Below are 21,408 nucleotides of genomic sequence, written 5' to 3' on the forward strand. Positions count from 1 at the left end.
GGTGCGGGGCCAACCTGGAAGGACCCCCTGCATGAAGATCCTCATCGTTCTGACCTCCCACGACAAGCTGGGCGACACCGGCAAGAAGACGGGCTTCTGGCTCGAGGAACTGGCCGCGCCGTACTACGTGTTCAAGGACGCCGGCGCCGAGCTGACCCTGGCCTCGCCCCTGGGCGGCCAGCCGCCGCTGGACCCCAAGAGCGACCAGCCCGATGCGCTGACCGATGACACGCGCCGTTTCCGCGCCGACAGCGCCGCCATGCAGGCGCTGGCGACGACGAAGAAGCTCTCGTCCGTGCGCGCGCAGGATTTCGACGCCGTGTTCTACCCCGGCGGCCACGGGCCCCTGTGGGACCTGGCCGAGAGTGCCGAGTCCAGGGCCCTGATCGAATCGACCCTCGCCGCGGGCAAGCCGGTCGCCGCCGTGTGCCACGCCCCGGGCGTGCTGCGCCACGTGAAGGCGCCCGACGGCTCGCCGCTGGTGCGGGGCAAGCGCGTCACCGGTTTCGCCAACACCGAGGAAGAGGCCGTCGGGCTGACCCGGGTCGTGCCCTTCCTGGTGGAAGACATGCTCAAGTCCGCCGGTGGCCAGTACGCCAAGGGCCCGGACTGGAAATCCTTCGTGCTGACCGACGGGCTGCTGGTGACGGGGCAGAACCCCCAGTCCTCGGCCGCCGGGGCCCGGGCCCTGCTGCAGGTGCTGGAGGAGAACGCGGCGCTCAGCGGCCGCGCCGGTGCCTGACGCGGGCGGGCCGGCCGGCGCGCAGCATCCCGGGGTCGTCGACGCTCAGGACCGCGCGCCCGCCATCACCCCGTAGACCGCCTCCAGGCTGACGGGCTTGAGCAGGTGGCCGTCGAAGCCCGCCTCGCGGCTGCGTTGCAGGTCGGCGGGCTGGCCGTAGCCCGTCACCGCCACCAGCACCGCGTCGCGCCCGGCGGGCTCGCCCCGCAGGGCGCGCGCCACCTCCCAGCCGTCCCGCCCGGGCAGGCCGATGTCCAGCAGGACCAGGTCCGGATGGAACGCCCGGGCCGCCGCCATCGCGCTCTCGCCGTCGCCCTCGCGCCGCACCGTGTGGCCGTCGCTTTCCAGCAAGGCCTGCAGCATCGCGGCCCCGTCCTCGTTGTCGTCGACCACCAGCACGCGCAGGGGCTTCACCGGTGCGGCCACGCTGCCGGGCTGCGCGCCGGGCACGTCCATCTCGCGGCGCGGCAGGCTCACCGTGAAGCAGGCGCCGCCCCCGGGCGGGGATTCGGCTTGCACCGTGCCGCCGTGCAGCTCGACCAGGCGCTTGACCAGGGCCAGGCCCAGGCCCAGGCCGCCGCGCGAGCGGTCTATGGTCGTGCCGCCCTGCGTGAACAGGTCGAAGACCTTGGGCAGCAGGGCCGGCTCGATGCCCGGGCCGTTGTCGCGCACCACGATCTCCACCCAGCCGGGCCTCTCGGGCGGAACGCGCGCGGCCAGCGTCACCTCGCCACCGTGCTGGGTGTACTTGGACGCGTTGTTGAGCAGGTTGGCCACGACCTGCGTCATGCGGGCCGGGTCCATCACCAGCGCGAGCGCGCCATCGACCTCCAGGCTGAAGTGCTGCCCGCGCTCCTTCATCAGCGGCCGCACCGTCTCGGCGGCGGCCTGCAGCACCGCCTCCAGGCGAGCCCGCTCCAGCCGCAGCTCGATGCGGCCCTGCGTCACGCGCGAGACCTCCAGCAGGTCCTCCACCAGCCGGGCCATGTGCTTGACCTGGCGGTGGATGATCTGCACCGCGCGGTCGCGCAGCTCGGTGCGCTCGCCCGCACGCTCCAGCATGTGCACCGCGTTCGAGATCGGCGCCAGCGGGTTGCGCAGCTCGTGCCCCAGCATGGCCAGGAACTCGTTGCGCAGGCGGTCGGCCTCCACCAGCGCCTGCTCGGCCGCCTTGCGCGCCGTGATGTCCACCGAGGTGCCCACCAGCCCGAGCACGCGGCCGCCGGCATCGCGGAAGGGGGCCTTGGTGGTCAGCCACACGGCCTGCCGGCCATCGGGATAGTTCAGCGCTTCCTCCAGCGTGACCGCCACGCCGCCTTCCATGATGCGGCGGTCGTTCTCCATGAGCACGGCCGCCTGCGCCTTGTTGGGGATGAACTCCATCACCGTCTTGCCCAGGAAGGCCTCCAGCGGGGCGCCGGCCAGCTCGGCAACACCCCGGTTGGCCAGCAGCATGCGACCCGCGGTGTCCTTGGCATAGACCACGCCGGGCACCGCCTCGATGAAGGCCCGCAGCAGCTGGGTGGCCTGGTCGCGCTCGTGCTCCAGCGAGCGGCGCTGCTCGATGTCCAGCAGCACGCCCGGGAAGCGCAGGGGCTTGCCGTCGGGCCCGTGGTCCACCCGCCCGTTCGCCTGGATCCAGTGGTAGCGGCCGTCACGGCCGCGCACCCGGTACTCGCGGCTGTAGGGGCCACCGCCGCGCAGGCCCTCCTCGATGGCCTCGCGCACACCCGGCAGGTCGTCGGGGTGGATGGTGGCGATCACCTGTTCGAACCCCAGGCCCGACTGGCCCAGCGCCGGGTCGATGCCGAAGCTCTCGGCGAACCGCTCGTCGACCGAGATCTTGCCGCTCACCAGGTCCCAGTCCCAGGTGCCCACGATGGCGCCCGCGGCCAGCGCCAGCTGCACGCGCTCGGCCGAGGCACGGGCCTGCGCCAGGATCTCATCCTTGGCGCGGCTGGCCTGCGCAAGCTGTTCGTTCGCCTGCGCGAGCTGGGCGTTGGCCCGGGCGAGCGCGTCGCTCTGGGTCTGCATGGCGCGCGCGTGGCGCAGGGCGTCGGCGCGGGCGTCGTCCATCGCGTTCGCGACCAGGCTGATGCCGGCGCCACTGACGAGGTAGATGAGCAGGCGGGTCTGTTCCGGCAGGCGGGTCAGGTCCAGCACCTCGCCCGATGCGTTGGCCAGCGCGAGCGCGGCCACGGCGCCCACCGCGGTGGCGAAGAGCGCGGGGCCGCGCCCGCCCATCACGGCCGCGACCACGATGGCCAGGTAGAGCGTGATGTAGGGGGGCACGGCGCCCATGACGGGATGCAGCGACCAGCGCACGCCCATCGCCGCCAGCACCGCCGCGAGTGCCATTCCGTAGCGCACCAGGAGCGTGGATCTCCTGAGATCGAGGCGGCTCATGCGGCCATGATAGCGAGCGCAGGGGGTGTGGTGCGCGCTCGCGGCGTGTGCCGCGACGCTGCGGCAGCGCCTTGCGCGGCGTGCGTTCGATGCGAAGTGTGCTCAGCCATTCGAAACATCGCGCGGGCGTGACGAACGTCGCTGGACAGCGGACGCGGCCCTGATCAGAATGCACGTCCCATGCCGAGGTCCGCATGCCTGACACGCCACCTCTTGCCGAGCTGATCTTCGAGCACGCCTCGGTCGGGCTGTTCGCCGCCGATGCGGACGGCCGCATCACGGCCTGCAACGCGGCCTGTGCCGCGATGCTCGGGCACGAGCGTGCGCGCGTGCCGGGGCTGAACCTGTTCGAGCTGACGCATCCGCAAGACCGCGAGGCGCAGGCGCAGCAGTTGCAGGCGCTGCGGAGCGGCGAAGTGCCCCGCGTCGAGCTCGCGCTGCGCTGCAGGCGCCAGGACGGCAGCGACTTCTGGGCGCAGCAGGGGCTGGCGTGGAATGCGGCGTCGCGCTGCCTCATCGGCGAGATGCGGGACATCACGGCGGCGCACGAGGCCGAGGCGCGGCAGCAGGAGCAGGCCGAGGAGCTGGCCCAGGTGCTGGAGCTGGTGCCCAGCGCCGTCTTCATCGCGCACGACCCCGATGGCGAGGTCATCACCGCCAACCCGGCCGGCCTGGCGATGCTGGAGGTGCAGGGCCGGCACAACATCTCCGCCGGCAGCGCCCATGCACCGCAGAACGTGGGACCCAACCGCTACTTCTCGGCCGAGGGCGTGGAACTGAGCTCCAACCAGCTGCCGATCCAGCGGGCCCTGGCCACGCACGAGGTCGTGACCTGCGAGGAGATGTGGGCGCAGCTGCCCAGCGGCCGGCGCATCTGGATCTCGGGCTCGGCCGCGCCCCTGTCGGACCGCCAGGGCCGGGTGCGCGGCGCGGTCGCCTCTTTCGTGGACATCACCGAGCAGATCGAGCAGCGGCGCGGCCTGGCCGCGACGGCCGAGCAGTTCCGCCAGCTGGCCGACAACCTGCCCGCGCTGGCCTGGATGGCGGACGCCGACGGTGACATCTTCTGGTTCAACCGGCGCTGGTACGAGTACACCGGGTCCACGCCCGAGGAGATGGCCGGCGGCGGATGGCGCCGCGCGCACGACCCGGACTGCCTGCCGGCCGTCGTCGAGCGCTGGCAGGTCGCCCTGGCCTCGGGCCAGCCCTTCGAGATGACCTTCCCCCTGCGCGGTGCCGACGGCGGCTTTCGCTTTTTCCTCACCCGGGCCCTGCCGCTGCGGGACAGCAGCGGGCGGCTCACGCGCTGGTTCGGCACCAACACCGACGTCACCGCCGAGCGCGAGGTCCAGGCCCAGCTGGAAAAGAGCCAGGCGGCCCTGCGCGAGGTCGACCTGCGCAAGAACGAATTCATCACCATGCTGGCGCACGAGTTGCGCAACCCGCTGGGGCCGCTTCGCACCGCGACCGCCGTGCTGGCGCGCCTGCCCGAGAGCGACGTCAAGGCGACGCGCATGCGGGAGGTGATCGAGCGCCAGGTCACGCAGATGGCGCGGCTTTTGGACGACCTGCTGGACGTGTCGCGCATCGCGCGGGGCCGCATGAACCTGGACATGGCCGAGTGCGACCTGGGCGCCGTCGCGGCCGCGACTGCCGAGGATTACCGCGCCGAGCTGGCCGCGGCGGGCTGCGCGCTCAACGTGGACGTGGCCGGCCCGCTGCCGGTGCGCGCCGATCCCGCGCGCATCACGCAGATGGTGGGCAACTACCTGCAGAACGCGATGCGCTTCGCCCCCCACTCGCGCGTGACCGTGCTGGCCTTCGCCCGCGCCGGGCACGCCGTGGTGGAGGTCCGCGACGAGGGCCGCGGCATCGAGCCGGCGCGGCTGGAGCGCCTCTTCGAGCCCTTCACGGCCGACCGGCCGCGCGAGGGGCAACCCGGCTCGGGCCTGGGCATGGGGCTGGCCCTTACGCGTGCGCTGGCCGAGCTGCAAGGCGGCACCGTGGCCGCCCGCAGCGAGGGCCCGGGGCAGGGTGCCAGCTTCGAGATCCGGCTGCCGCTGGTGGAACGCTGAGGCGGCCCGGCGGGCGGGCGGCCCGCGCCGGTAGGCCTGCGACTACCGCCGCTCGGCGTGCGCGGTGCGGGCCAAGAATGGGCCTTCATCTCCAGCACCATGGCCGAACCCACTCCCGCCCCCGGATCCCTCACCCTGCCCGTCACCGAGGAAGAACTCCTCGTCGGGCGGCGGCGCGTGGACACGCAGCACACGCTGAGGGTCCGCAAGGAGGTCCAGGCGGAGCCTGTGGAATGGCAGGGCGAGACCACGGTCGAGACCGTCCATGTCGAGCGCGTCCCGGTGGGACGGGTGGTCGACCGGGTGCCGGAGGTTCGCGAGGACGGTGAGGTCACCGTGATCCCGGTCGTCGAAGAGCGGCTGGTGGTCACGCGGGAGCTGGTGCTGGTGGAGGAGCTTCGGCTGCTGCGCCGGCGCGAGCAGCGGCCGGCGGTCGCCCGCACCACGCTGCGCAGGGAGCGGGTCGTGGTCGAGCGCCAGGACCCCGCCACTGGGCAGTGGGCGCCCGAGGACGGCCACTGAGCCCATCTTCCTCTCATCCCCATCCACCCATCACTCCAACCCGGGAAGGCAGACATCATGCAGACAGGCATAGGCGCATTCGACGACCGCACGCAGGCGGAACAGGCGGTAGAACAGCTGGTGGCGGACGGCTTCGACCGCTCCGACATCCACATCGAGGATGCGCAGGGCAGCAGCCTGCGCACCGAGGAGAGCGCCACCACGCAGGCCCCGCGGCACCACGGCTTCTTCGCCTGGCTCTTCGGCGACTCCGACGAGCACGAGAGCCACCGCCAGGTCTACAGCGAGGCCGTGCGCCGCGGCAGCGTGGTCGTGGTGGCGGACGCCGAGGACGAGACGCGCGCGCAGCAGGCCATCGCCTGCCTGCACGACGCGGGTGCCATCGACGTGAACGAGCGCGCCCGGCAGTGGCGGGCCGAAGGGGCGGCCGAGCGCATGGACACCCCGCGCCAAGCGCCCGTGGCCGGGCAGACCGCGGGCCGCGACGAAGGCGTGCTCGACGTGGTGCAGGAGGAGCTGCGCATCGGCAAGCGGCAGATGGAAAAGGGCGGGGTGCGCGTGGTGCAGCGCGTCTCGGAAAAGCCGGTGCGCGAGATCGTGAAGCTGCGCGAGGAAGAGGCGGTGGTGGACCGCCGGCCGGTGGACCGCGAGGCGACGGCCGGCGACCTGAACACCTTCAAGGAAGGCACGCTGGAGGTGCGCGAGATGGCCGAGGAGCCGGTGGTCGCCAAGACCGCGCGCGTGGTCGAGGAAGTGCGCGTGGGCAAGCAGGTGCGCGAACGCGAGCAGACGGTGGAGGACACCGTGCGCCGCAAGGACGTGGAGGTGGAGCGCCTGGACGCCACGCGCGAGCGCGAGCGTGCCGTGGCCGCCGACCCGGAGCGCGACCGCCTGGCCAACCGGGACCCGCTGGCCGAGCGCGACGCGCCCGCGTCCGGCACACCGCGCAAGGAGCTCTGAGGCCGGTCGGTGCCGGCGGGGCGGCGGCACGCGAAGCCGTTCCTCGGGCACCATGCAGCAACGTCCCTGGGCCCGTCGGTGCTGGCCGTGTGACCAGGGGTTGGGGGGCAGCGCTTTGCGGGGCGCCTGCGCCCTCCCTCTTGACCTTCCCACGGGGGGAAGGTGCAGGATGATGGCTGTGACGTCCGACGTCCGCTGGCCCGGCGGGCGATGGGATCTTCCTGCTTCTGCTACCCTCGATTCTGTGAAACCGATCCGCGTCTGGCTGCTGCTGTTGCTCGCCTTCGCGCTCCCGCTGCGGGGTGCGATGGCCGCGGGCCTGCTGTGCGCGGAGCCGGGCGTGGTCTTCCATGCCGCTGCCCGGGCGGGCACGGACCACTCGGGCCACTCGCATGGCAGTACTGGCGCCACGGCGCACCAGGTCCATGGGGAGCAGGTCGTCCCTGTGCACGGCCACGGCCACGGTCATGCCCCGGGCCACGAGGCGGACGGGAAGTGCAGCCTCTGCGCGTCCTGCTGCACCTTGTCGGTGCCGGTGGTGCTCAGCTTCTCCCTGCCCCAGGCGCCGCCCGCGACAGCGCGCTACCCCGACTACCTGACGCCCCGTGCCGAGTTCGTCTCGGGCGGCCCCGAGCGTCCCCCACGAAGCCTCTGAACTGACGCGGCCTCCCCTGGAGGCCCGAAGGCGTCCGTGCATCGCACGGGCATGGGCCGACCCCGTCGGCAGATCAGATTGGCTTCGGAAATGAAAAAGAACCCTTCCTGGTGGCTGGCCGCCGTCCTGGCGCTGCCGGCCGTGGCACTCGCCCAGGCCCCAGCCCCGGCGCACGATGAGGCGTTGCGCTACCAGTCCGCCTTTGCCGACTACAAACCCTGGCAGGACCTGGCGCCCGGCGACTGGCGTGCGCTGAATGGCGGCCCGGGCCCTGCCGGGGCGGCGCAGGGCCTGCACGGCGGCCCCGCGGCGCAGCCTCCGGCGGCTGCGGCCACCCCACCCGCGCCCATGCGGCACGGCGGCCCCGGCATGCAGGGAATGCAAGGCGTGCACGGCATGCACGACATGCCCATGGAAGGAGGCCGGAAATGATGCGGCTGACCGTCATCGCCACCGCCGCCCTGGTGCTGGGTGGCTGTGCCAGCTTTTCCGCCGACGGCGGTTTCGACCAGGTCTCGGCGCTGACGCGCGAACGCACCGGCCAGCCGGTGGCCGCGCAGCGCACCGAGGCCGAGCAGCAGGCCGCGCGGGACCGCGTGGCCGAACTGCTCAAGCAGCCGCTGGACGCCGAATCGGCGGTCAGGCTGGCCTTCCTCGGCAACCGCGGGCTGCAGGCCAGATTCGCTGAACTGGGCATCGCCGAGGCCGACTACGTGCGGGCCGGCCGGCTGCCCAACCCGGTGTTCAGCTTCGGGCGGCTGTCCGGGGGCGGCGAGCTCGAGATCGACAGGGGCGTGCTGTTCAACGTGCTGGGGCTGCTCACGCTGCCCGCGGCCTCGCAACTGGGCCAGCGCCGCTTCGAGCAGGCGCAGGTCCAGGCGGCCGCCGACGCGGTGGGCCTGGCCGCCGATGTGCGGCGGGCCTTCTTCGACGCGGTCGCGAGCCAGCAGCTGCTCACCTACTACGGGCAGGTCAAGGACGCGGCCGAGGCCTCGAACGAGCTCGCGAAGAAGATGGTGCAGGCCGGCAACTTCAACAAGCTCACCCAGATGCGCGAGCAGGCCTTCTACGCCGACGCCACCGCGCAGCTGGCCCGTGCCCGGCACCAGGCCACGGCCGACCGCGAGCGGCTCATCCGCCTGCTGGGGCTCTCCGGCGACGCCACGAGCCTGCGCCTGCCCGAGCGCCTGCCGGACCTCCCGGCGCAGCCCGTGGAGGCGCGTGACGCCGAGCGCACGGCCCTGGAAAAGCGCCTGGACGTGATCATCGCCCGGCGCAACGCCGAGGCCGTCGCCCAGTCCCTGGGCCTGACACGCGCCACCCGCTTTGTCAACGTGCTGGACGCCGGCTACCAGAACAAGAGCCAGACCGGCGCGCCCCGGGCCAACGGCTACGACGTGGAGCTGGAGCTGCCCCTGTTCGACTTCGGCGCCGCGCGGGCCGCGCGTGCCCAGGCGACCTACCTGCAGGCGGTCAACCGCACGGCCGAGGTCGCCGTCAACGCGCAGTCCGAGGTGCGCGAATCGTATTCGGCGTACCGCACCGCCTACGACCTGGCCCGGCACTACCGCGACGAGGTGGTGCCGCTGCGCAAGCGGATCTCCGACGAGAACCTGCTGCGCTACAACGGCATGCTCATCAGTGTCTTCGAGCTCATCGCGGACGCCCGCGAGCAGGTCGCGGGCGTGTCGGGCTACGTGCAGGCCCTGCGCGACTTCTGGGTGGCCGACGCCAGCCTGCAGAGCGCGCTGACCGGCGTCTCGCCGGGATCGTCCGCCCTGTTGCCGCCGCCCTCCGCCACGGGCGCCGCGCCGTCCCTGGGGCATTGAGAAGGAACCGCCATGTCCAACCGCAGAAATTTCTTCAAGGCCGCCGGCGCCGTCGCGCTGGGCGCCACGGCCGTGAGCCGCGTGGCCGCGGCCTCCCTGCCCGAAGCCGTCGTGCAGTCCTCCGCCGCCACGCAGCCGCCGCCGTCGCCGCCCAACGGCCGCCCGTTCAACCCGGTGGTGACGCTCAACGGCTGGTCGCTGCCCTGGCGCATGAACAACAACGTCAAGGAGTTCCACCTGGTGTGCGAGCCCGTGGTGCACGAGTTCGCTCCGGGCATGAAGGTGAACATGTGGGGCTTCAACGGCTCCAGCCCCGGGCCCACCCTGGAGGCCGTCGAGGGCGACCGCGTGCGCATCTTCGTGACGAACAAGCTGCCCGAGCCCACCGCCATCCACTGGCACGGCGTGCTGGTGCCCAACGGCATGGACGGCGTCTCCGGCCTGACGCAGCCGGCCATTCCCGTGGGCAAGACCTTCGTCTACGAATTCACGCTGCTGCGGCCGGGCTCGCACTTCTATCACACGCACCTGGACGAACAGCTGCAGATCGCGCTGGGCATGTACGGCTGCATGGTGGTGCACCCCAAGGACGCGCGCTTCATGAAGGTCGACCGGGACTTCATGTTCATGCTCGCCTCGTACGACGTGGAGCCCGGGGCCATGACGCCCAAGGTCAGCACCATGACCGACTTCAACATGTGGACCTGGAACAACCGCGTGTTCCCGGGCATAGACCCGCTGGTGGCCCGCACCGGCGACCGCGTCCGTATCCGGGTCGGCAACCTCACCATGACCAACCACCCCATCCACATGCACGGTCCGCACTTCGAGGTCACGGGCACGGACGGCGGCTGGGTGCCCAAGGGCGCGCGCTGGCCGGAGGTGACCACGGACGTCGCCGTCGGGCAGCTGCGGGCGATCGAGTTCGACGCGCTCGCCGGGGACTGGGCGATCCACTGCCACAAGAGCCACCACACCATGAACGCCATGGGCCACGGCGTCCCGACCATGGTGGGCGTGGACCAGAAGAGCGTCGCCGAACGCATCACCCGCCTGGTGCCGGACTACATGGTCATGGGCGAGAAGGGCATGCACGACATGACCGAGATGGAGATGCCGCTGCCGGACAACACGCTGCCCATGATGACCGGCCAGGGCCCGTTCGGCCCGGTGGGCATGGGCGGCATGTTCAGCGTGGTGAAGGTCCGCGACGACCAGCGGCCCGGCGACTACAAGGACCCGGGCGCGTACAAGCACCCGCCCGGCACCGTCGCCTATGAATTCACCGGGCAGCTCGAGGCGCCCGCCCGCGCGAAGGGGCTGCCGGCGGGTGACGCCGGACTCTCCGTGCGCCGCCCCTCCGGCCATGAAGGCCACTGATTCCGACCCTGACGAAGCTCAACATGAACACGAAGTCCCTTTGCACCTGCGCCGCCCTGGCGCTCCTCGCGGCCACCCAGGCCCTGGCCCATGGCGACGGGCATGGCGCGGCCCACCACTTCGACGCAGCCCAGGTGGAGCCCACCGCCTTCGGCCAGGAGGGCGACCCGGCGAAGGCCACCCGCACCGTGCGGGTGGAGATGTCCGACACCCTACGCTTCAGCCCCGACAGCATCTCGGTGCGCCGTGGCGAGACCGTGAAGTTCGTGGTGCACAACGGGGGCCAGGTCCTGCACGAGATGGTGCTGGGCACGCCCGAGGCCCTGAAGGCGCACGCCGAACTGATGAAGAAGTTCCCCGACATGGAACATGCCGACGCGAACATGGCCCACGTGAAGCCCGGCAAGAACGGCGAGATCGTCTGGCAGTTCACGCAGGCCGGCCGCTTCGAATTCGCCTGCCTGCAGCCCGGCCATTTCGAAGCCGGCATGGTCGGCAGCGTCACCGTCAAATGATTCGACTCCCCCTGGATTGGAGAACCCCCATGAAAGCCCCCCAACGCGTCCTCTGCGCCCTGTTCGCCGCCGCCGCCGTGGCGCATGCCCAGCAACCCGCCGCCAGCGAACCCGACCCTGCGGCCCACCACCCGGCGGCGGGCGCGCAGGCGGGCGCGCCGCTGCTGTCCGAAGGCGAGGTGCGCAAGGTGGACCCCGAGCTGGGCAAGGTCACCTTGCGCCACGGGCCGCTGACCAACCTGGACATGCCCGGCATGACCATGGTCTTCACCGCCACCGACAAGAAGCTGCTGGACGGCCTGAAGCCGGGCGACAAGGTGCGCTTCACCGCGGACCGCAAGGACGGGGTCTTCGTGGTGACGGCGCTGGAAGTCGTCCACTGAAGGCGTGGGAGCGCCGCGGCCGCGGCCCGGCGCTCACGCGACTGCTGCAGCCCCCGCACGGCTCGCCCCGCCGGCACGCGCGGGGCGGTGCAGCCGCGCATAGCGACCCGGCGGCGTGCCCGCGTGGCGCGTGAAGGCGAGCCCGAAGGTGCTCACCGAGCTGTAGCCCACCCTTTGCGCGATCTCGGCGATGGGCAGGGCCCCTTCGCGCAGCATCTGTTCGGACAGCGCCATGCGCCAGCCCATGAGGTACTGCATGGGCGCCATGCCGACGGCCCGGCGAAAGCGGTCGAAGAAGGCGGAGCGTGAGAGCGCCGCCTGCGCCGCGAGCGCCTCCATGGTCCAGGGCTGGGCGGGCCGCTCGTGCATGCAGCGCAGGGCCCGCGCCAGTTGCGGGTCCGCCAGCCCGCGCGCAAGGCCCGTGGCGCTGCCGTCCTGGTGGGCCGCGCGCAGGGCCTCGATGAGCAGCACCTCCAGCAGGCGCGCCGTCACCACGTCGCGGGCCGGCCGCCGTGCCCGCGCTTCGTCCCCCACCAGTTCCACCAGGGCCGCCAGGCGCGGGTCGCCGCGCACGTGCACCCACTGGGGCAGCAGGGCGAGCAGCACCGGCGCATGCCGTGTGTCCAGCTCGCAGTTGCCGACCAGCATGCGCACCGCGATGGGGGCGCGCGGATCGCCCACCCGCGCGCCCCGGGCGGTGCGGGCCACGGGGGTGGTCACGGCGTCCCCCGGGCCGGGCGGTGCGCGGTCCAGGCTGCAGGCCGTGAAGCCGCGCGAGGAGGGAATGAGCAGGAAGTCGCCTTCGCCCAGCACCACGGTGTCGTCCCCGGCCGGGCCGTCGATGCGCAGCTGGCAGCGGCCTTCCAGCACGGCGAAGTAGAAGGGCCGGCCCATCTCGGTGCGGCGCACCGCCCAGGGCTCGGACGCCTCGACGAGCTTGGAGAAGGGCGCCCCGGGCCGCAGCAGCGAGACCACCTGGGCCAGCGGATCGGACATCGGACGATCTCCACAAAAATACGGATTGGGCAGTGTAGTCAGTCCGGCCCCGGCCGCCTATCGTCATGGCTTTCCAACCCCACACCGGAGTTCCAGCATGTCCTCGCAGCCCACCATCCTCATCACCGGTTGCTCATCCGGCTTCGGCCTGGAGACCTGCCGCCTCTTCCTTGCGCGCGGCTGGCGCGTCGTGGCCACCATGCGCACGCCGCGCGCGGACCTGCTGCCGGTCTCCAGCCAGCTGCTCATCCTCCCGCTGGATGTCACCGACGGCCAGAGCATTGCCCACTGCGTGGTCCAGGCAGGGCCGGTGGACGCCCTGGTGAACAACGCCGGCATCGGCCTGCGCGCGCCCCTGGAGGGCCTGACTGCGCAGCAGGTGCGCGATGTGTTCGAGACCAACGTGCTGGGCACCATCGCCATGACGCAGGCGGTCCTGCCGCAGATGCGCGGCCGCCGCTCGGGCGTGATCGTCAATGTCTCGTCGGTGGTCGCCTTCCAGCCCATGCCGCTGCTGTCCGTCTACACGGCCAGCAAGTCGGCGGTGGAGGGCTTCACCCGCTCGCTGGCGCTGGAGCTGGCCCCCTTCGGCATCCGCGCGCACCTGGTGCAGCCCGGCCGTGCCCCCGGCACGCCCTTCGGCAGCAGCGCGCAGCAGCGTGCGGGCGGCAGCCTGCACGCTGCCTATGCCGGCTTCGCGCGCAGCCTCGCCACCGCCACCGCGGACCCGGCCGCACCCGTCACCGAGGCCGCCGACGTGGCCCAGGCCGTCTGGCGCGTGGTCACGGACGCGGCGGCCCCCCGGGCCGTGCCGGCCGGCGCGGATGCGCAGGCCATGGCCGCGGCGCTCGGCTGAATCGCTGGGCCGTGCCGGGCCCGGGACGCTCCCGAGAGGGCAGGCCGGCTGCCGAGGTCCCGCCCGTGGGCCTCCGTGCACGGCTCAGCGCGAGCTCGGGCCGGGCAGGCCTGTCGTGCCGGGGCCGACCGGAACATGCGTGCTCTTCCTACCGGCGCTTCGGCGGCCGCGCACAGGCGCGGCGTGCGGGCGGCCGCACCATGCGTCCCATGGCCCATCCACGCTCCACGCCGCCGCTGCAGAGGCCGCCCGCGCCCGGCAAGGATGAGCCCTGGCCCGCGCGGCAGCAGCAGGCGCCGTTCCGCGAGCGCGCTTCCGGGGAGGGTTCGCAATCCGCCATGGAGCGGATGCGGCAGGTGGAGCGGCGCAAGGCCACGGTCCTGCCCACGGACGAGCGGCCCGTGTCGGGCTGAGGGCCGGCTGCGCTTGCGCGGTGTCGCGGTCGCGCGGCCGCGCCGCGCTCAGGCCACGCCCTCGTCCCCGGCGGCCTGCTGCTTCACGAAATCCACGAAGGCGCGCAGCGGTGCGGGCAGCTGCCGCCGCCCCGCGTAGTAGAGGAAGGGGCCGCTGAAGCTGGGCCACCAGGCCGGCAGCACCGGTTCCAGCTCACCGCGCGAAAAGAAGGGCTGCAGCCAGTCCTCGAACAGGTAGACGATGCCGGTGCCGGCGATCGCGGCGTCCACGGCGAGGTCCACCGCGCCGCCCAGCCCGACCACCAGGGGGCCGCGCACCTCCGGCTTCACCGACTCCCCCGCGCGCACGAATTCCCAGGGCGGCGCAAAGCCGCTGGAGAACCGGCCGCGCAGGCAGGCGTGGCGCAACAGGTCGCGCGGGTGCCTGGGCCGGCCGTGCTGCTCCAGGTAGGCGCGCGACGCGGCGGCCGCGAAGCGCTGGGTCCGGGGCCCGATGGGAACCGCCACCATGTCGCCCTCCAGCCGCTCGCCGTAGCGGATCCCGGCATCGAAGCCTTCGGCCAGCACGTCCACGAAGCGGTCCTCGGCGACCACCTCGAGCTCGATGTCCGGGTAGGCCTCGAGAAAGGGCGGCACGATGCGCGGCAGCACCAGCCGGGCGGCACTGATGGGCACGTTCAGGCGCAGGCGGCCCGCGGGCTTGTCCCGGGCCGCGTTTACGGCGTCCAGCGCCTGGTCCAGGTCGTCCAGCGCCGGCCGCAGGCGCGCCAGCAGGCGCGCACCCGCCTCGGTGGGCCGGATGCTGCGCGTGGTCCGGTGCATGAGGCGCACGCCCAGGCGCGCTTCCAGGCGCCGCAGGGCTTCGGACAGGCGAGACGCACTGGTGCCGGTCGCCCGGGCGGCGCCGCGGAATCCGCCGTGCCTGGCCACGGCCGCGAACGCCGCGAGATCTTCGAGAGGAGCCATGGAGTGTCCGGAATTCCGTACAGGCTGTGCCGATTCCACCGGATTGTGGCGCACCCGGCCCGTGCCTACATTCACCGGCTCTCCCTAACTTTCAGGAGTTCGATTGATGAATCAGATCGACAAGGCCGGCACCTTCCGCCTGGGCGGGCGCACGGTGCACCGCATGGGCTACGGCACCATGCAGCTGGCGGGGCCCGGCGTGTTCGGGCCGCCGCGCGACCGCGCGCAGGCGGTGGCCGTGCTGCGGGCGGCGGTCGAGGCCGGCGTGGACCACCTGGACACCAGCGACTTCTACGGCCCGCACCTCACCAACCAGATCGTGCGCGAGGCGCTGCACCCGTACCGCGACGGGCTGACCCTGGTCACCAAGGTCGGGGCCCGGCGCGGCCCTGCCGGCGAATGGCTGCCAGCCTTCACGCCCGAGGCCTTGCGCAGTGCCGTGCACGACAACCTGCGCAACCTGCAGCTGGAGGTGCTGGACGTGGTCAACCTGCGGCTGATGTTCGACGCGCACGGACCGGCCGAAGGGCCCATCGAGGCGCCGCTGGCCGTGCTGGCGCAGCTGCAGCAGCAGGGCCTGATCCGCCACCTGGGCCTCTCGAACGCCACGCCGGCCCAGGTGCGCGAGGCGCGCCGCATGGTGCCGTTGGCCTGTGTGCAGAACCACTACAACCTGGTGCACCGCGGCGACGACGGGCTGGTCGACGAGCTCGCGGCGGCGGGCATCGCCTACGTGCCCTTCTTTCCGCTCGGCGGCTTCACCCGCCTGCAGTCCGGCGTGCTGGACGCGGTGGCGGCCGAACTGGGCGCGACCGCGATGCAGGTGGCCCTGGCCTGGCTGCTGCACCGCTCGGCCAACATCCTGCTGATCCCCGGTACCGCCTCACTCACGCACCTGCGCGAGAACCTGGAGGCCGCCAGCCTGGCGCTGCCGCCTTCGGCCCTGGCGCGGCTGGACGCGCTGCGCACCTGAAGATCACCTGCAGGTGCCGGGTGCTGCTCTGGCGGGCCCCGGCCCGCCAGGCCGTCAGCCGATGACCCAGTGGCCCTGGGCCCAGACCCAGCCCGCACCGCCCCAGCGCCAGTGGCCGCGCACCCACACATGGGCCGGCGACGGCGGCGCGGGAATGGTCTCGACGATCACCGCGGGCATGGGCGGCACCGGGTTGTTCACCCAGTGGCCGGCAGCCCACTGCCAACCCTGGGCGCGCCAGACCCAGTGGCCGGGCACCCAGTGCATGCCGGGGGCCGGCGCGGGCGAGACGACTTCGACGATGGGCGCGGGCATTTCGCGCACGACCACCTTCTGCGGCGCGGGCCGCACCACCACCTGGGCTGCAGGCTCGCGGACCACGGTGGTACAGCCGGCGGCTGCAATTGCGATGCCGACGGCGACGAGGGTCAAGGGCAGTGATTTCATGCGTGCACAACGCGGGCCCAGCCGTTGCGTGCACAGCGTTGCAGCACTCGTTACACCTTGATTCACAAGCAGGCCGCGGGGCTGAACTGCACCTGACTTTTCGCGCAGCGCGCCCTGTCCGGGCAGCACCAAACCGCTGCGCGGCGCTCAGGCGTCCAGGGTGCGCGCCTGCGCCACCAACTCGGTGAAGAGCGCGTCCAGCGCGCGCGGGCGCATGGCGTAGGGGTCGAAGCCGACGGCGGGTGAATACCGCAGCATGAGCGACCTGGTGGCCTCGGTCATGGGCACCAGGCCCATGCTCCAGCCGCCGTACAGCCGCTGGTCGATCTCGCTGAATTGCAGGATGGCGGGGTCGCGGTGACGCCCGTCCAGCAGGATGCGGTGGTACAGCGCATTCACCGCGAGGTGGTCGCCTTCCAGGCACTGCAGGAAGATGCCGTTGGCCAGCAGCAGCGCGCCCGTCACGCCCACCGGCGCGTTGTTCCGCTGCGAGCTGCGCACGATGTCCTTGACGTCGACCGGCGTGAGCGTGCCGGTGCTGCGGCTGGCGTAGACGAGGCGGATCAGCATGCGGTTCCCGGGGAAGTGGCGTGCGCGTATTCTAGGCAGGGGACGCAGGCGGGGCGCCGGCCCGGGCAATGCCCCCACGCGGGGGCGGCCCGGCTTCTGGCCATAATCCGGCCTCTCGAGTTCCGGCCGGAACTGGACGGGCTGGGAACCGCATGGCGTGCCTGCGCACCGCGGCGCCTCGCCAGGGCCCATGGGCTGCAGTGGCCGGGCCCGAGCGCGATTGGCCCCTTCGAGGAGAAACCTTGTCTGAAGTCCTGGAGCAAGCCGCCGTCCCGCTGCGGATGGCGAACCCGCCGGCCGTCCGTCCGTGGACGGCCGCATCGCCGCAGCCCGGCCCGCGGAGGGCGGCGCCATGAGCGATCGCAAGCCGATCACGCTGCACCGCCTGCGCGACATGCATGCCCAGGGCGAGAAGATCGCGATGCTCACGGCCTATGACGCGGCCTTCGCGCGCGTGGTCGACGAGGCCGGCGCCGACTGCATCCTGGTGGGGGATTCGCTGGGCATGGTGCTGCAGGGACGCCAGACCACCGTGCCCGTCACGCTGGAGCACATGGCCTACCACACCGAATGCGTCGCCCGGGGCAACCGCAGGGCCTGGGTGATCGGGGACCTGCCGTACGGCAGCTACGCCGTCTCGCGCGAGCAGGCGATGCACAGCTCAACCGCGCTCATGCAGGCCGGCGCGCACATGGTGAAGCTGGAGGGGGGCGGCTGGACGGCCGAGACCGTGCGCTTCCTGGTGGAGCGCGGCGTGCCGGTGTGCGCGCACCTGGGCTTGACGCCGCAGTCCGTGCACGCGCTGGGCGGCTGGCGCGTGCAGGGCCGCAGCGATGCCCAGGCCGAGGTGCTGCGCGCGGACGCGTCGGCCCTGGCGCAGGCCGGTGCCAGCATGCTGGTGCTGGAGCTCGTGCCCTCGGCCCTGGCCGAGACGGTCACCCGTGCGCTGCCGATCCCGGTGATCGGCATAGGCGCCGGCCCCGCTTGCAGCGGCCAGGTGCTGGTGCTGCACGACCTGCTGGGCCTCTCGCCCCAGCCGCCGCGCTTCGTGCGCAACTTCATGGAGTCCGGACGCAGCATCGCGCAGGCCGTCGCCCACTACGTGCAGTGCGTGAAGGACGGCAGCTTCCCCGACCCCGCGCTGCACGGGTTCTGAGCGGCGATGGAAACAGTACATACCCTCGCGGCGCTGCGCGAACGCCTGTCGCGCCACAGGCGCCCGGCCTTCGTGCCCACCATGGGCAACCTGCACGAGGGGCACCTCGCCCTGGTGCGCGAAGCCCGGCGCCACGGCGACGTCACCGTGGCCAGCATCTTCGTCAACCGGCTGCAGTTCCTGCCGCACGAAGACTTCGACGCCTACCCCCGCACCTTGCAGGCGGATGCGGACCAGCTCGCCGCCGCGGGCTGCGACCTGCTGTTCGCGCCCAACGAGCGCGAGCTCTACCCCGAGCCGCAGGCCTGGACGGTGCAGCCCGACCCGGCGCTGGCCGGCATCCTCGAGGGCGAGTTCCGCCCCGGCTTCTTCACCGGCGTGTGCACGGTGGTGATGAAGCTGTTCCAGTGCGTGCAGCCCGCGGTGGCCGTGTTCGGCAAGAAGGACTACCAGCAGCTGCTGGTGATCCAGGGCATGGTGCGGCAGTTCGCGATGCCCGTGCAGGTGGTGGCGGGCGAGACGCAGCGCGCGGCGGACGGGCTGGCCCTGTCCTCGCGCAACGGCTACCTGTCGGCCGCCGAGCGGGCGGAGGCGGTGCAGCTCTCGTTCGCCCTGCGGCAACTCGCGCAGCGCGTGCAGGCCGGCGCCCCGCGCGAGGAGGCCGAGGCGGCGGCGGTGCAGGCCCTGCGCGAGCGCGGTTGGCAGCCCGACTACCTCACGGTGCGCCACAGGCAGGACCTGCTGCCCCCGGCCCCGGGCCAGCCCCGGGTGGCGCTGGGCGCGGCCCGCCTGGGGGCCACGCGGCTGATCGACAACCTCGAGTTCTGAACACGACGCGGGCCTGGGCCGGCGCAAGGAGCGAGCATGCGGACCCTGGGGCTGATAGGTGGGATGAGCTGGGAGTCCACCGCCCTCTACTACAAGCTGATCAACCAGGGTGTGGCGGGCCGGCTGGGCGGCCTGCACTCGGCCCCGCTGCTGCTGCACAGCATCGATTTCGCGCCCGTCGCCCACGCCCAGCACGTCGGCGACTGGGACAGCGCGGCCCAGGTCCTGCGCGACAGCGCCCGCCGGCTGGAGGCCGGGGGCGCGCAGGCCCTGGTGCTGTGCACCAACACCATGCACAAGCTGGCCCCGGTGCTGGAAGAGGCCAGCAGCCTGCCCCTGCTGCACATCGCCGACAGCGTGGGCGAGGCGGCCCGCCGCGCCGGCCACGGGCGGGTCGGCCTGCTGGCGACGGGCTTCACCATGCGCGAACCCTTCCTCAAGGAGAGGCTGGCCCAGCGCTACGGGCTGGAGGTGCTGGTGCCGCCCGAGGACACCCAGCAGTCACTTCACCGCGTGATCTACGAGGAACTGTGCCGGGGCGTGCTCCTGGAGGACTCGCGCACCCTGTACCGCCGGGCCATCGCCGCGCTGGGGCAGCGCGGTGCGCAGGCGGTGATCCTGGGCTGCACCGAGATCGGCCTGCTGATCCAGGCGGCGGACAGCGAACTCCCCCTGCTGGACAGCACGGTACTGCACGCGCAGGCCGCGGTGGATTTCGCGCTGGCGGGCGAAGCCGCCTAGGGCCGCGGTCGCGTCCTGCCGTCGCCCGCCGGGCAGGCGCCGGGCACCGCGCAGGACGCAGAGGCCCCTTCCATGGCCCGCGGATCCAGCGCATCATCGCCTTGCCAATCCAAGGAGAGAGAGCCATGAACGAAGACGAGCTGAACATCAGCATCCGCAAGTTCCTGAAGATGGTGGGCGTGAACTCGCAGCGCGAGATCGAGCATGCGGTGGCCCGGGCCGTCCGCGAGGGCACGATCACGGGCACCGAGACGCTGCCTGCCCGCATGACGCTGGAGATCGCGGGGCTGCGCCTGAAGGCGGAGTTCGACGGCGAGATCCGGTTGGAGCCGGGCGCCGCGCCCTGAGCGCCTGCGGGGCCCGCGCTGCGTCGCGCCGCGCAGCCCCGGGTGCTGCGCGGGCTACATGCGCTCCTTCCAGCCCTTGCGGATCAGCCAGGCATTGACGGGGTAGGCGGTCGCGAAGCCGCACAGCATGCCGATCTGCATGAAGAACCAGAACTCGAACGAGTTCACCGCCAGCCGCGCCCCCAGCACCCGCGCGTAGAGCCCGAAGTGCACCACGGCCATGAAGCCGTACATGCCCACCTGCCAGGCCGCGAGCGAGAGCGTGTCCGCCTTCACGGCCGCCCAGACGCCGGGCAGGAAGGCCAGCTTGCGCATGGGCACGATGGCGAAGTACTGGAACGCGATGCCCAGCAGGAAGGCAAGGATGAAGTCCAGCACCCAGCGGGCGAAGATCATCTGCTCGAAGACCGTGCCCAGGCCCACCCAGGCCAGGATGCCGGGCGCCCCCACGGCCAGCCATTCCCCCAGGATGTCCGCCAGGGTGCAGGCGCTGCCGCAATGCGCCGTGCCCGTGCCCGTGGCGACGGGGCCGGGCGTCCTGGGCGGCCCCTGGCGTTCAATGGCCTCCTGCGTGGACAGGCGCCCCCAGCGGCCATAGGCCCACAGGGCCAGCACGGTGCCGAACAGCGCCGTCACCGGCCACACCACGTTCATCACCCCCATGCGCTGCGGGTGGCGCAGCACGTCCACGGCGATCCCCAGGGCGCAGGCCACGCCCAGCAAGGCGAAGGCGATAGCCAGCGCGTGCAGCCAGGCGGGCGCCATGTTCAGGCCGGCCCCGGCCGTGCCCCGCTACGCGCGCGCCTCGATGCCATGGCATGAACTCCGGTTGGGCTGCCCTGGGCCAGGGCCCGAAGAGCATTTGCACAAATACAATGGCTCGGACTGTACGGGACCTGTGCCGTAACCGTGCTGTGCGAAATCGTGTCAGAAGCGAACGGAAGGGGCGGGCCGTCCTGGGCCCGCGCCGCGCCGCAAAGGTCCTGGCCCTGCGCCGCAGGGCAAGGTCCTGGGCCCGCGCCGCAGGGGCGCTCAGTTCACCGGCGGCGTGCGCAGCGCGTCGCGGAATTCGGCCAGCTTCTTCTTCAGGCGCCGCTCGTTGACCAGGCCCACGCGCAGCAGGATCTTCTGGCCGGCCGGCAGGGCTTCGAGCGCGGGGTCGGTGAACTCGTAGTGCACCCAGGGGCGCTGGGACGCCACCTCGCCCGTGAACTGCAGCAACTGCAGGGTGGGTGGCTGAGCCGGCTCGGGCGTGTCCAGCAGCAGGCCGATCACCTCCAGCAGGCGGCCCTGGAACTGCCGGCCGGGGTAGCCCAGTTGCTGGTACTGCGCCTGCAGCAAGGGGTACATGCGCCGGTACAGGGCCACGGCCTTCGCCGCATCCACCCGCTCCACCCACTGGACCCAGGGCGTGTAGCGTGCCGCGTTGTCCAGCGCCGCCACGGTGCTGCCGCCGGACTCGTCCACGCCGAAGCGGCCCGGGGTGGCGGCCACCGGCCACAGCGAGGACGGTGCGTGCGCACGCCCCAGGTTGTCCACCGTGGCCACCAGGCGGCGTGCGAAGTCGTCGGCCCGCAGGAAGCTGGCGACGCCCTGCCGGCCCAGCAGCGCCTCCAGCGCGCCGGGCAGGTCCGCGGCCTGCAGGGGC

At 72.4% G+C, this 21,408-nt stretch carries 24 protein-coding genes; 17 read left to right on the forward strand and 7 right to left on the reverse strand.

The features are described from left to right. Positions 1 to 31: 31 nt before the first annotated feature. Entirely contained in the window at positions 32 to 742 is a 711-nt protein-coding gene (locus IM725_RS11675) for a type 1 glutamine amidotransferase domain-containing protein (protein ID WP_193780769.1), read from the forward strand. Positions 743 to 787: 45 nt separating this feature from the next. Here IM725_RS11675 and IM725_RS11680 read toward each other — a convergent pair whose 3' ends face one another. Beyond that, the gene (locus IM725_RS11680; RefSeq protein ID WP_193780770.1) at positions 788 to 3,148 is read right to left on the reverse strand and encodes an ATP-binding protein; all 2,361 of its coding nucleotides are present in this window, start codon (positions 3,146 to 3,148) and stop codon (positions 788 to 790) included. Positions 3,149 to 3,342: 194 nt separating this feature from the next. On the opposite strand from IM725_RS11680, the gene IM725_RS11685 reads away from it, so the two are divergent. The 9 genes from IM725_RS11685 (at position 3,343) to IM725_RS11725 (ending at position 11,467) form a co-directional block, all read left to right on the forward strand. Next, positions 3,343 to 5,223, forward strand: a complete 1,881-nt coding sequence (locus IM725_RS11685) for a sensor histidine kinase (protein ID WP_193780771.1) — start codon at positions 3,343 to 3,345, stop codon at positions 5,221 to 5,223. A gap of 99 nt (positions 5,224 to 5,322) precedes the next feature. Beyond that, positions 5,323 to 5,745, forward strand: a complete 423-nt coding sequence (locus IM725_RS11690; protein WP_193780772.1) for a DUF2382 domain-containing protein — start codon at positions 5,323 to 5,325, stop codon at positions 5,743 to 5,745. A 57-nt stretch (positions 5,746 to 5,802) separates the two neighbouring features. Beyond that, a complete protein-coding gene (locus IM725_RS11695) occupies positions 5,803 to 6,705 on the forward strand; it encodes a YsnF/AvaK domain-containing protein (RefSeq protein WP_193780773.1) in 903 nt (300 codons plus the stop codon). 244 nt (positions 6,706 to 6,949) lie between these two features. After that, the gene (locus IM725_RS11700) at positions 6,950 to 7,360 is read left to right on the forward strand and encodes a hypothetical protein (RefSeq protein ID WP_193780774.1); all 411 of its coding nucleotides are present in this window, start codon (positions 6,950 to 6,952) and stop codon (positions 7,358 to 7,360) included. A gap of 90 nt (positions 7,361 to 7,450) precedes the next feature. Next, complete coding sequence (locus IM725_RS11705; RefSeq protein ID WP_193780775.1) at positions 7,451 to 7,792, forward strand: hypothetical protein; 342 nt, start codon at positions 7,451 to 7,453, stop codon at positions 7,790 to 7,792. Further along, entirely contained in the window at positions 7,789 to 9,189 is a 1,401-nt protein-coding gene (locus tag IM725_RS11710; RefSeq protein WP_193780776.1) for a TolC family protein, read from the forward strand. Before IM725_RS11705 ends, IM725_RS11710 begins: the two co-directional genes overlap by 4 nt. Positions 9,190 to 9,201: 12 nt before the next feature. After that, positions 9,202 to 10,569 (forward strand): multicopper oxidase family protein, encoded by a 1,368-nt coding sequence (locus IM725_RS11715; protein WP_193780777.1) that lies wholly within the window; start codon positions 9,202 to 9,204, stop codon positions 10,567 to 10,569. 23 nt (positions 10,570 to 10,592) lie between these two features. After that, positions 10,593 to 11,084, forward strand: a complete 492-nt coding sequence (locus IM725_RS11720; protein ID WP_193780778.1) for a cupredoxin domain-containing protein — start codon at positions 10,593 to 10,595, stop codon at positions 11,082 to 11,084. Between the two features lie 29 nt (positions 11,085 to 11,113). Further along, on the forward strand, positions 11,114 to 11,467 hold the full coding sequence (locus IM725_RS11725; RefSeq protein WP_193780779.1) for a copper-binding protein: 354 nt from the start codon (positions 11,114 to 11,116) through the stop codon (positions 11,465 to 11,467). 33 nt (positions 11,468 to 11,500) lie between these two features. On the opposite strand, the gene IM725_RS11730 is transcribed toward IM725_RS11725, so the two are convergent. Further along, positions 11,501 to 12,463, reverse strand: coding sequence for an AraC family transcriptional regulator (locus IM725_RS11730; RefSeq protein ID WP_193780780.1), 963 nt, complete (start codon positions 12,461 to 12,463; stop codon positions 11,501 to 11,503). 97 nt (positions 12,464 to 12,560) lie between these two features. Here IM725_RS11730 and IM725_RS11735 point away from each other — a divergent pair, with 97 nt between their 5' ends. Next, positions 12,561 to 13,319: an SDR family oxidoreductase gene (locus IM725_RS11735; protein ID WP_193780781.1), complete on the forward strand. Its 759-nt coding sequence runs from the start codon at positions 12,561 to 12,563 to the stop codon at positions 13,317 to 13,319. A 209-nt stretch (positions 13,320 to 13,528) separates the two neighbouring features. Then, positions 13,529 to 13,732, forward strand: coding sequence for a hypothetical protein (locus tag IM725_RS11740; RefSeq protein WP_193780782.1), 204 nt, complete (start codon positions 13,529 to 13,531; stop codon positions 13,730 to 13,732). Between the two features lie 48 nt (positions 13,733 to 13,780). On the opposite strand, the gene IM725_RS11745 is transcribed toward IM725_RS11740, so the two are convergent. Beyond that, entirely contained in the window at positions 13,781 to 14,698 is a 918-nt protein-coding gene (locus IM725_RS11745) for a LysR family transcriptional regulator (RefSeq protein WP_193780783.1), read from the reverse strand. Between the two features lie 106 nt (positions 14,699 to 14,804). On the opposite strand from IM725_RS11745, the gene IM725_RS11750 reads away from it, so the two are divergent. Further along, positions 14,805 to 15,671, forward strand: a complete 867-nt coding sequence (locus IM725_RS11750) for an aldo/keto reductase family oxidoreductase (RefSeq protein WP_193780784.1) — start codon at positions 14,805 to 14,807, stop codon at positions 15,669 to 15,671. Positions 15,672 to 15,725: 54 nt separating this feature from the next. Here the strand turns inward: IM725_RS11750 and IM725_RS11755 are convergent, their stop codons facing one another. Both IM725_RS11755 and IM725_RS11760 read right to left on the reverse strand, forming a co-directional pair. After that, on the reverse strand, positions 15,726 to 16,103 hold the full coding sequence (locus IM725_RS11755; protein WP_227753767.1) for a YXWGXW repeat-containing protein: 378 nt from the start codon (positions 16,101 to 16,103) through the stop codon (positions 15,726 to 15,728). Between the two features lie 162 nt (positions 16,104 to 16,265). Then, entirely contained in the window at positions 16,266 to 16,688 is a 423-nt protein-coding gene (locus IM725_RS11760; protein WP_193780786.1) for a BLUF domain-containing protein, read from the reverse strand. Positions 16,689 to 17,040: 352 nt separating this feature from the next. Between IM725_RS11760 and panB the strand changes: the two genes are divergently transcribed. From panB to IM725_RS11780, 4 genes are all read left to right on the forward strand, one after another. After that, entirely contained in the window at positions 17,041 to 17,844 is an 804-nt protein-coding gene (gene panB / locus IM725_RS11765) for a 3-methyl-2-oxobutanoate hydroxymethyltransferase (protein WP_193780787.1), read from the forward strand. Positions 17,845 to 17,850: 6 nt separating this feature from the next. Continuing rightward, positions 17,851 to 18,672 carry a pantoate--beta-alanine ligase gene (panC, locus tag IM725_RS11770; protein WP_193780788.1) on the forward strand — a complete coding sequence of 274 codons (822 nt, stop codon included), beginning with the start codon at positions 17,851 to 17,853 and terminating at the stop codon, positions 18,670 to 18,672. Positions 18,673 to 18,708: 36 nt separating this feature from the next. Next, the gene (locus tag IM725_RS11775; protein ID WP_193780789.1) at positions 18,709 to 19,413 is read left to right on the forward strand and encodes an aspartate/glutamate racemase family protein; all 705 of its coding nucleotides are present in this window, start codon (positions 18,709 to 18,711) and stop codon (positions 19,411 to 19,413) included. 125 nt (positions 19,414 to 19,538) lie between these two features. Then, positions 19,539 to 19,760 carry a DUF6494 family protein gene (locus IM725_RS11780; protein WP_193780790.1) on the forward strand — a complete coding sequence of 74 codons (222 nt, stop codon included), beginning with the start codon at positions 19,539 to 19,541 and terminating at the stop codon, positions 19,758 to 19,760. 54 nt (positions 19,761 to 19,814) lie between these two features. On the opposite strand, the gene IM725_RS11785 is transcribed toward IM725_RS11780, so the two are convergent. Both IM725_RS11785 and IM725_RS11790 read right to left on the reverse strand, forming a co-directional pair. Beyond that, the gene (locus IM725_RS11785) at positions 19,815 to 20,525 is read right to left on the reverse strand and encodes a DUF4396 domain-containing protein (protein WP_193780791.1); all 711 of its coding nucleotides are present in this window, start codon (positions 20,523 to 20,525) and stop codon (positions 19,815 to 19,817) included. A 267-nt stretch (positions 20,526 to 20,792) separates the two neighbouring features. Then, on the reverse strand, positions 20,793 to 21,408 hold a 616-nt coding region (locus IM725_RS11790; protein WP_193780792.1), incomplete at its 5' end, for a DUF3014 domain-containing protein.

Source organism: Ramlibacter aquaticus (genome assembly GCF_015159745.1).
In the GTDB taxonomy this organism is placed as follows: Bacteria; Pseudomonadota; Gammaproteobacteria; order Burkholderiales; family Burkholderiaceae_C; genus Ramlibacter; species Ramlibacter aquaticus.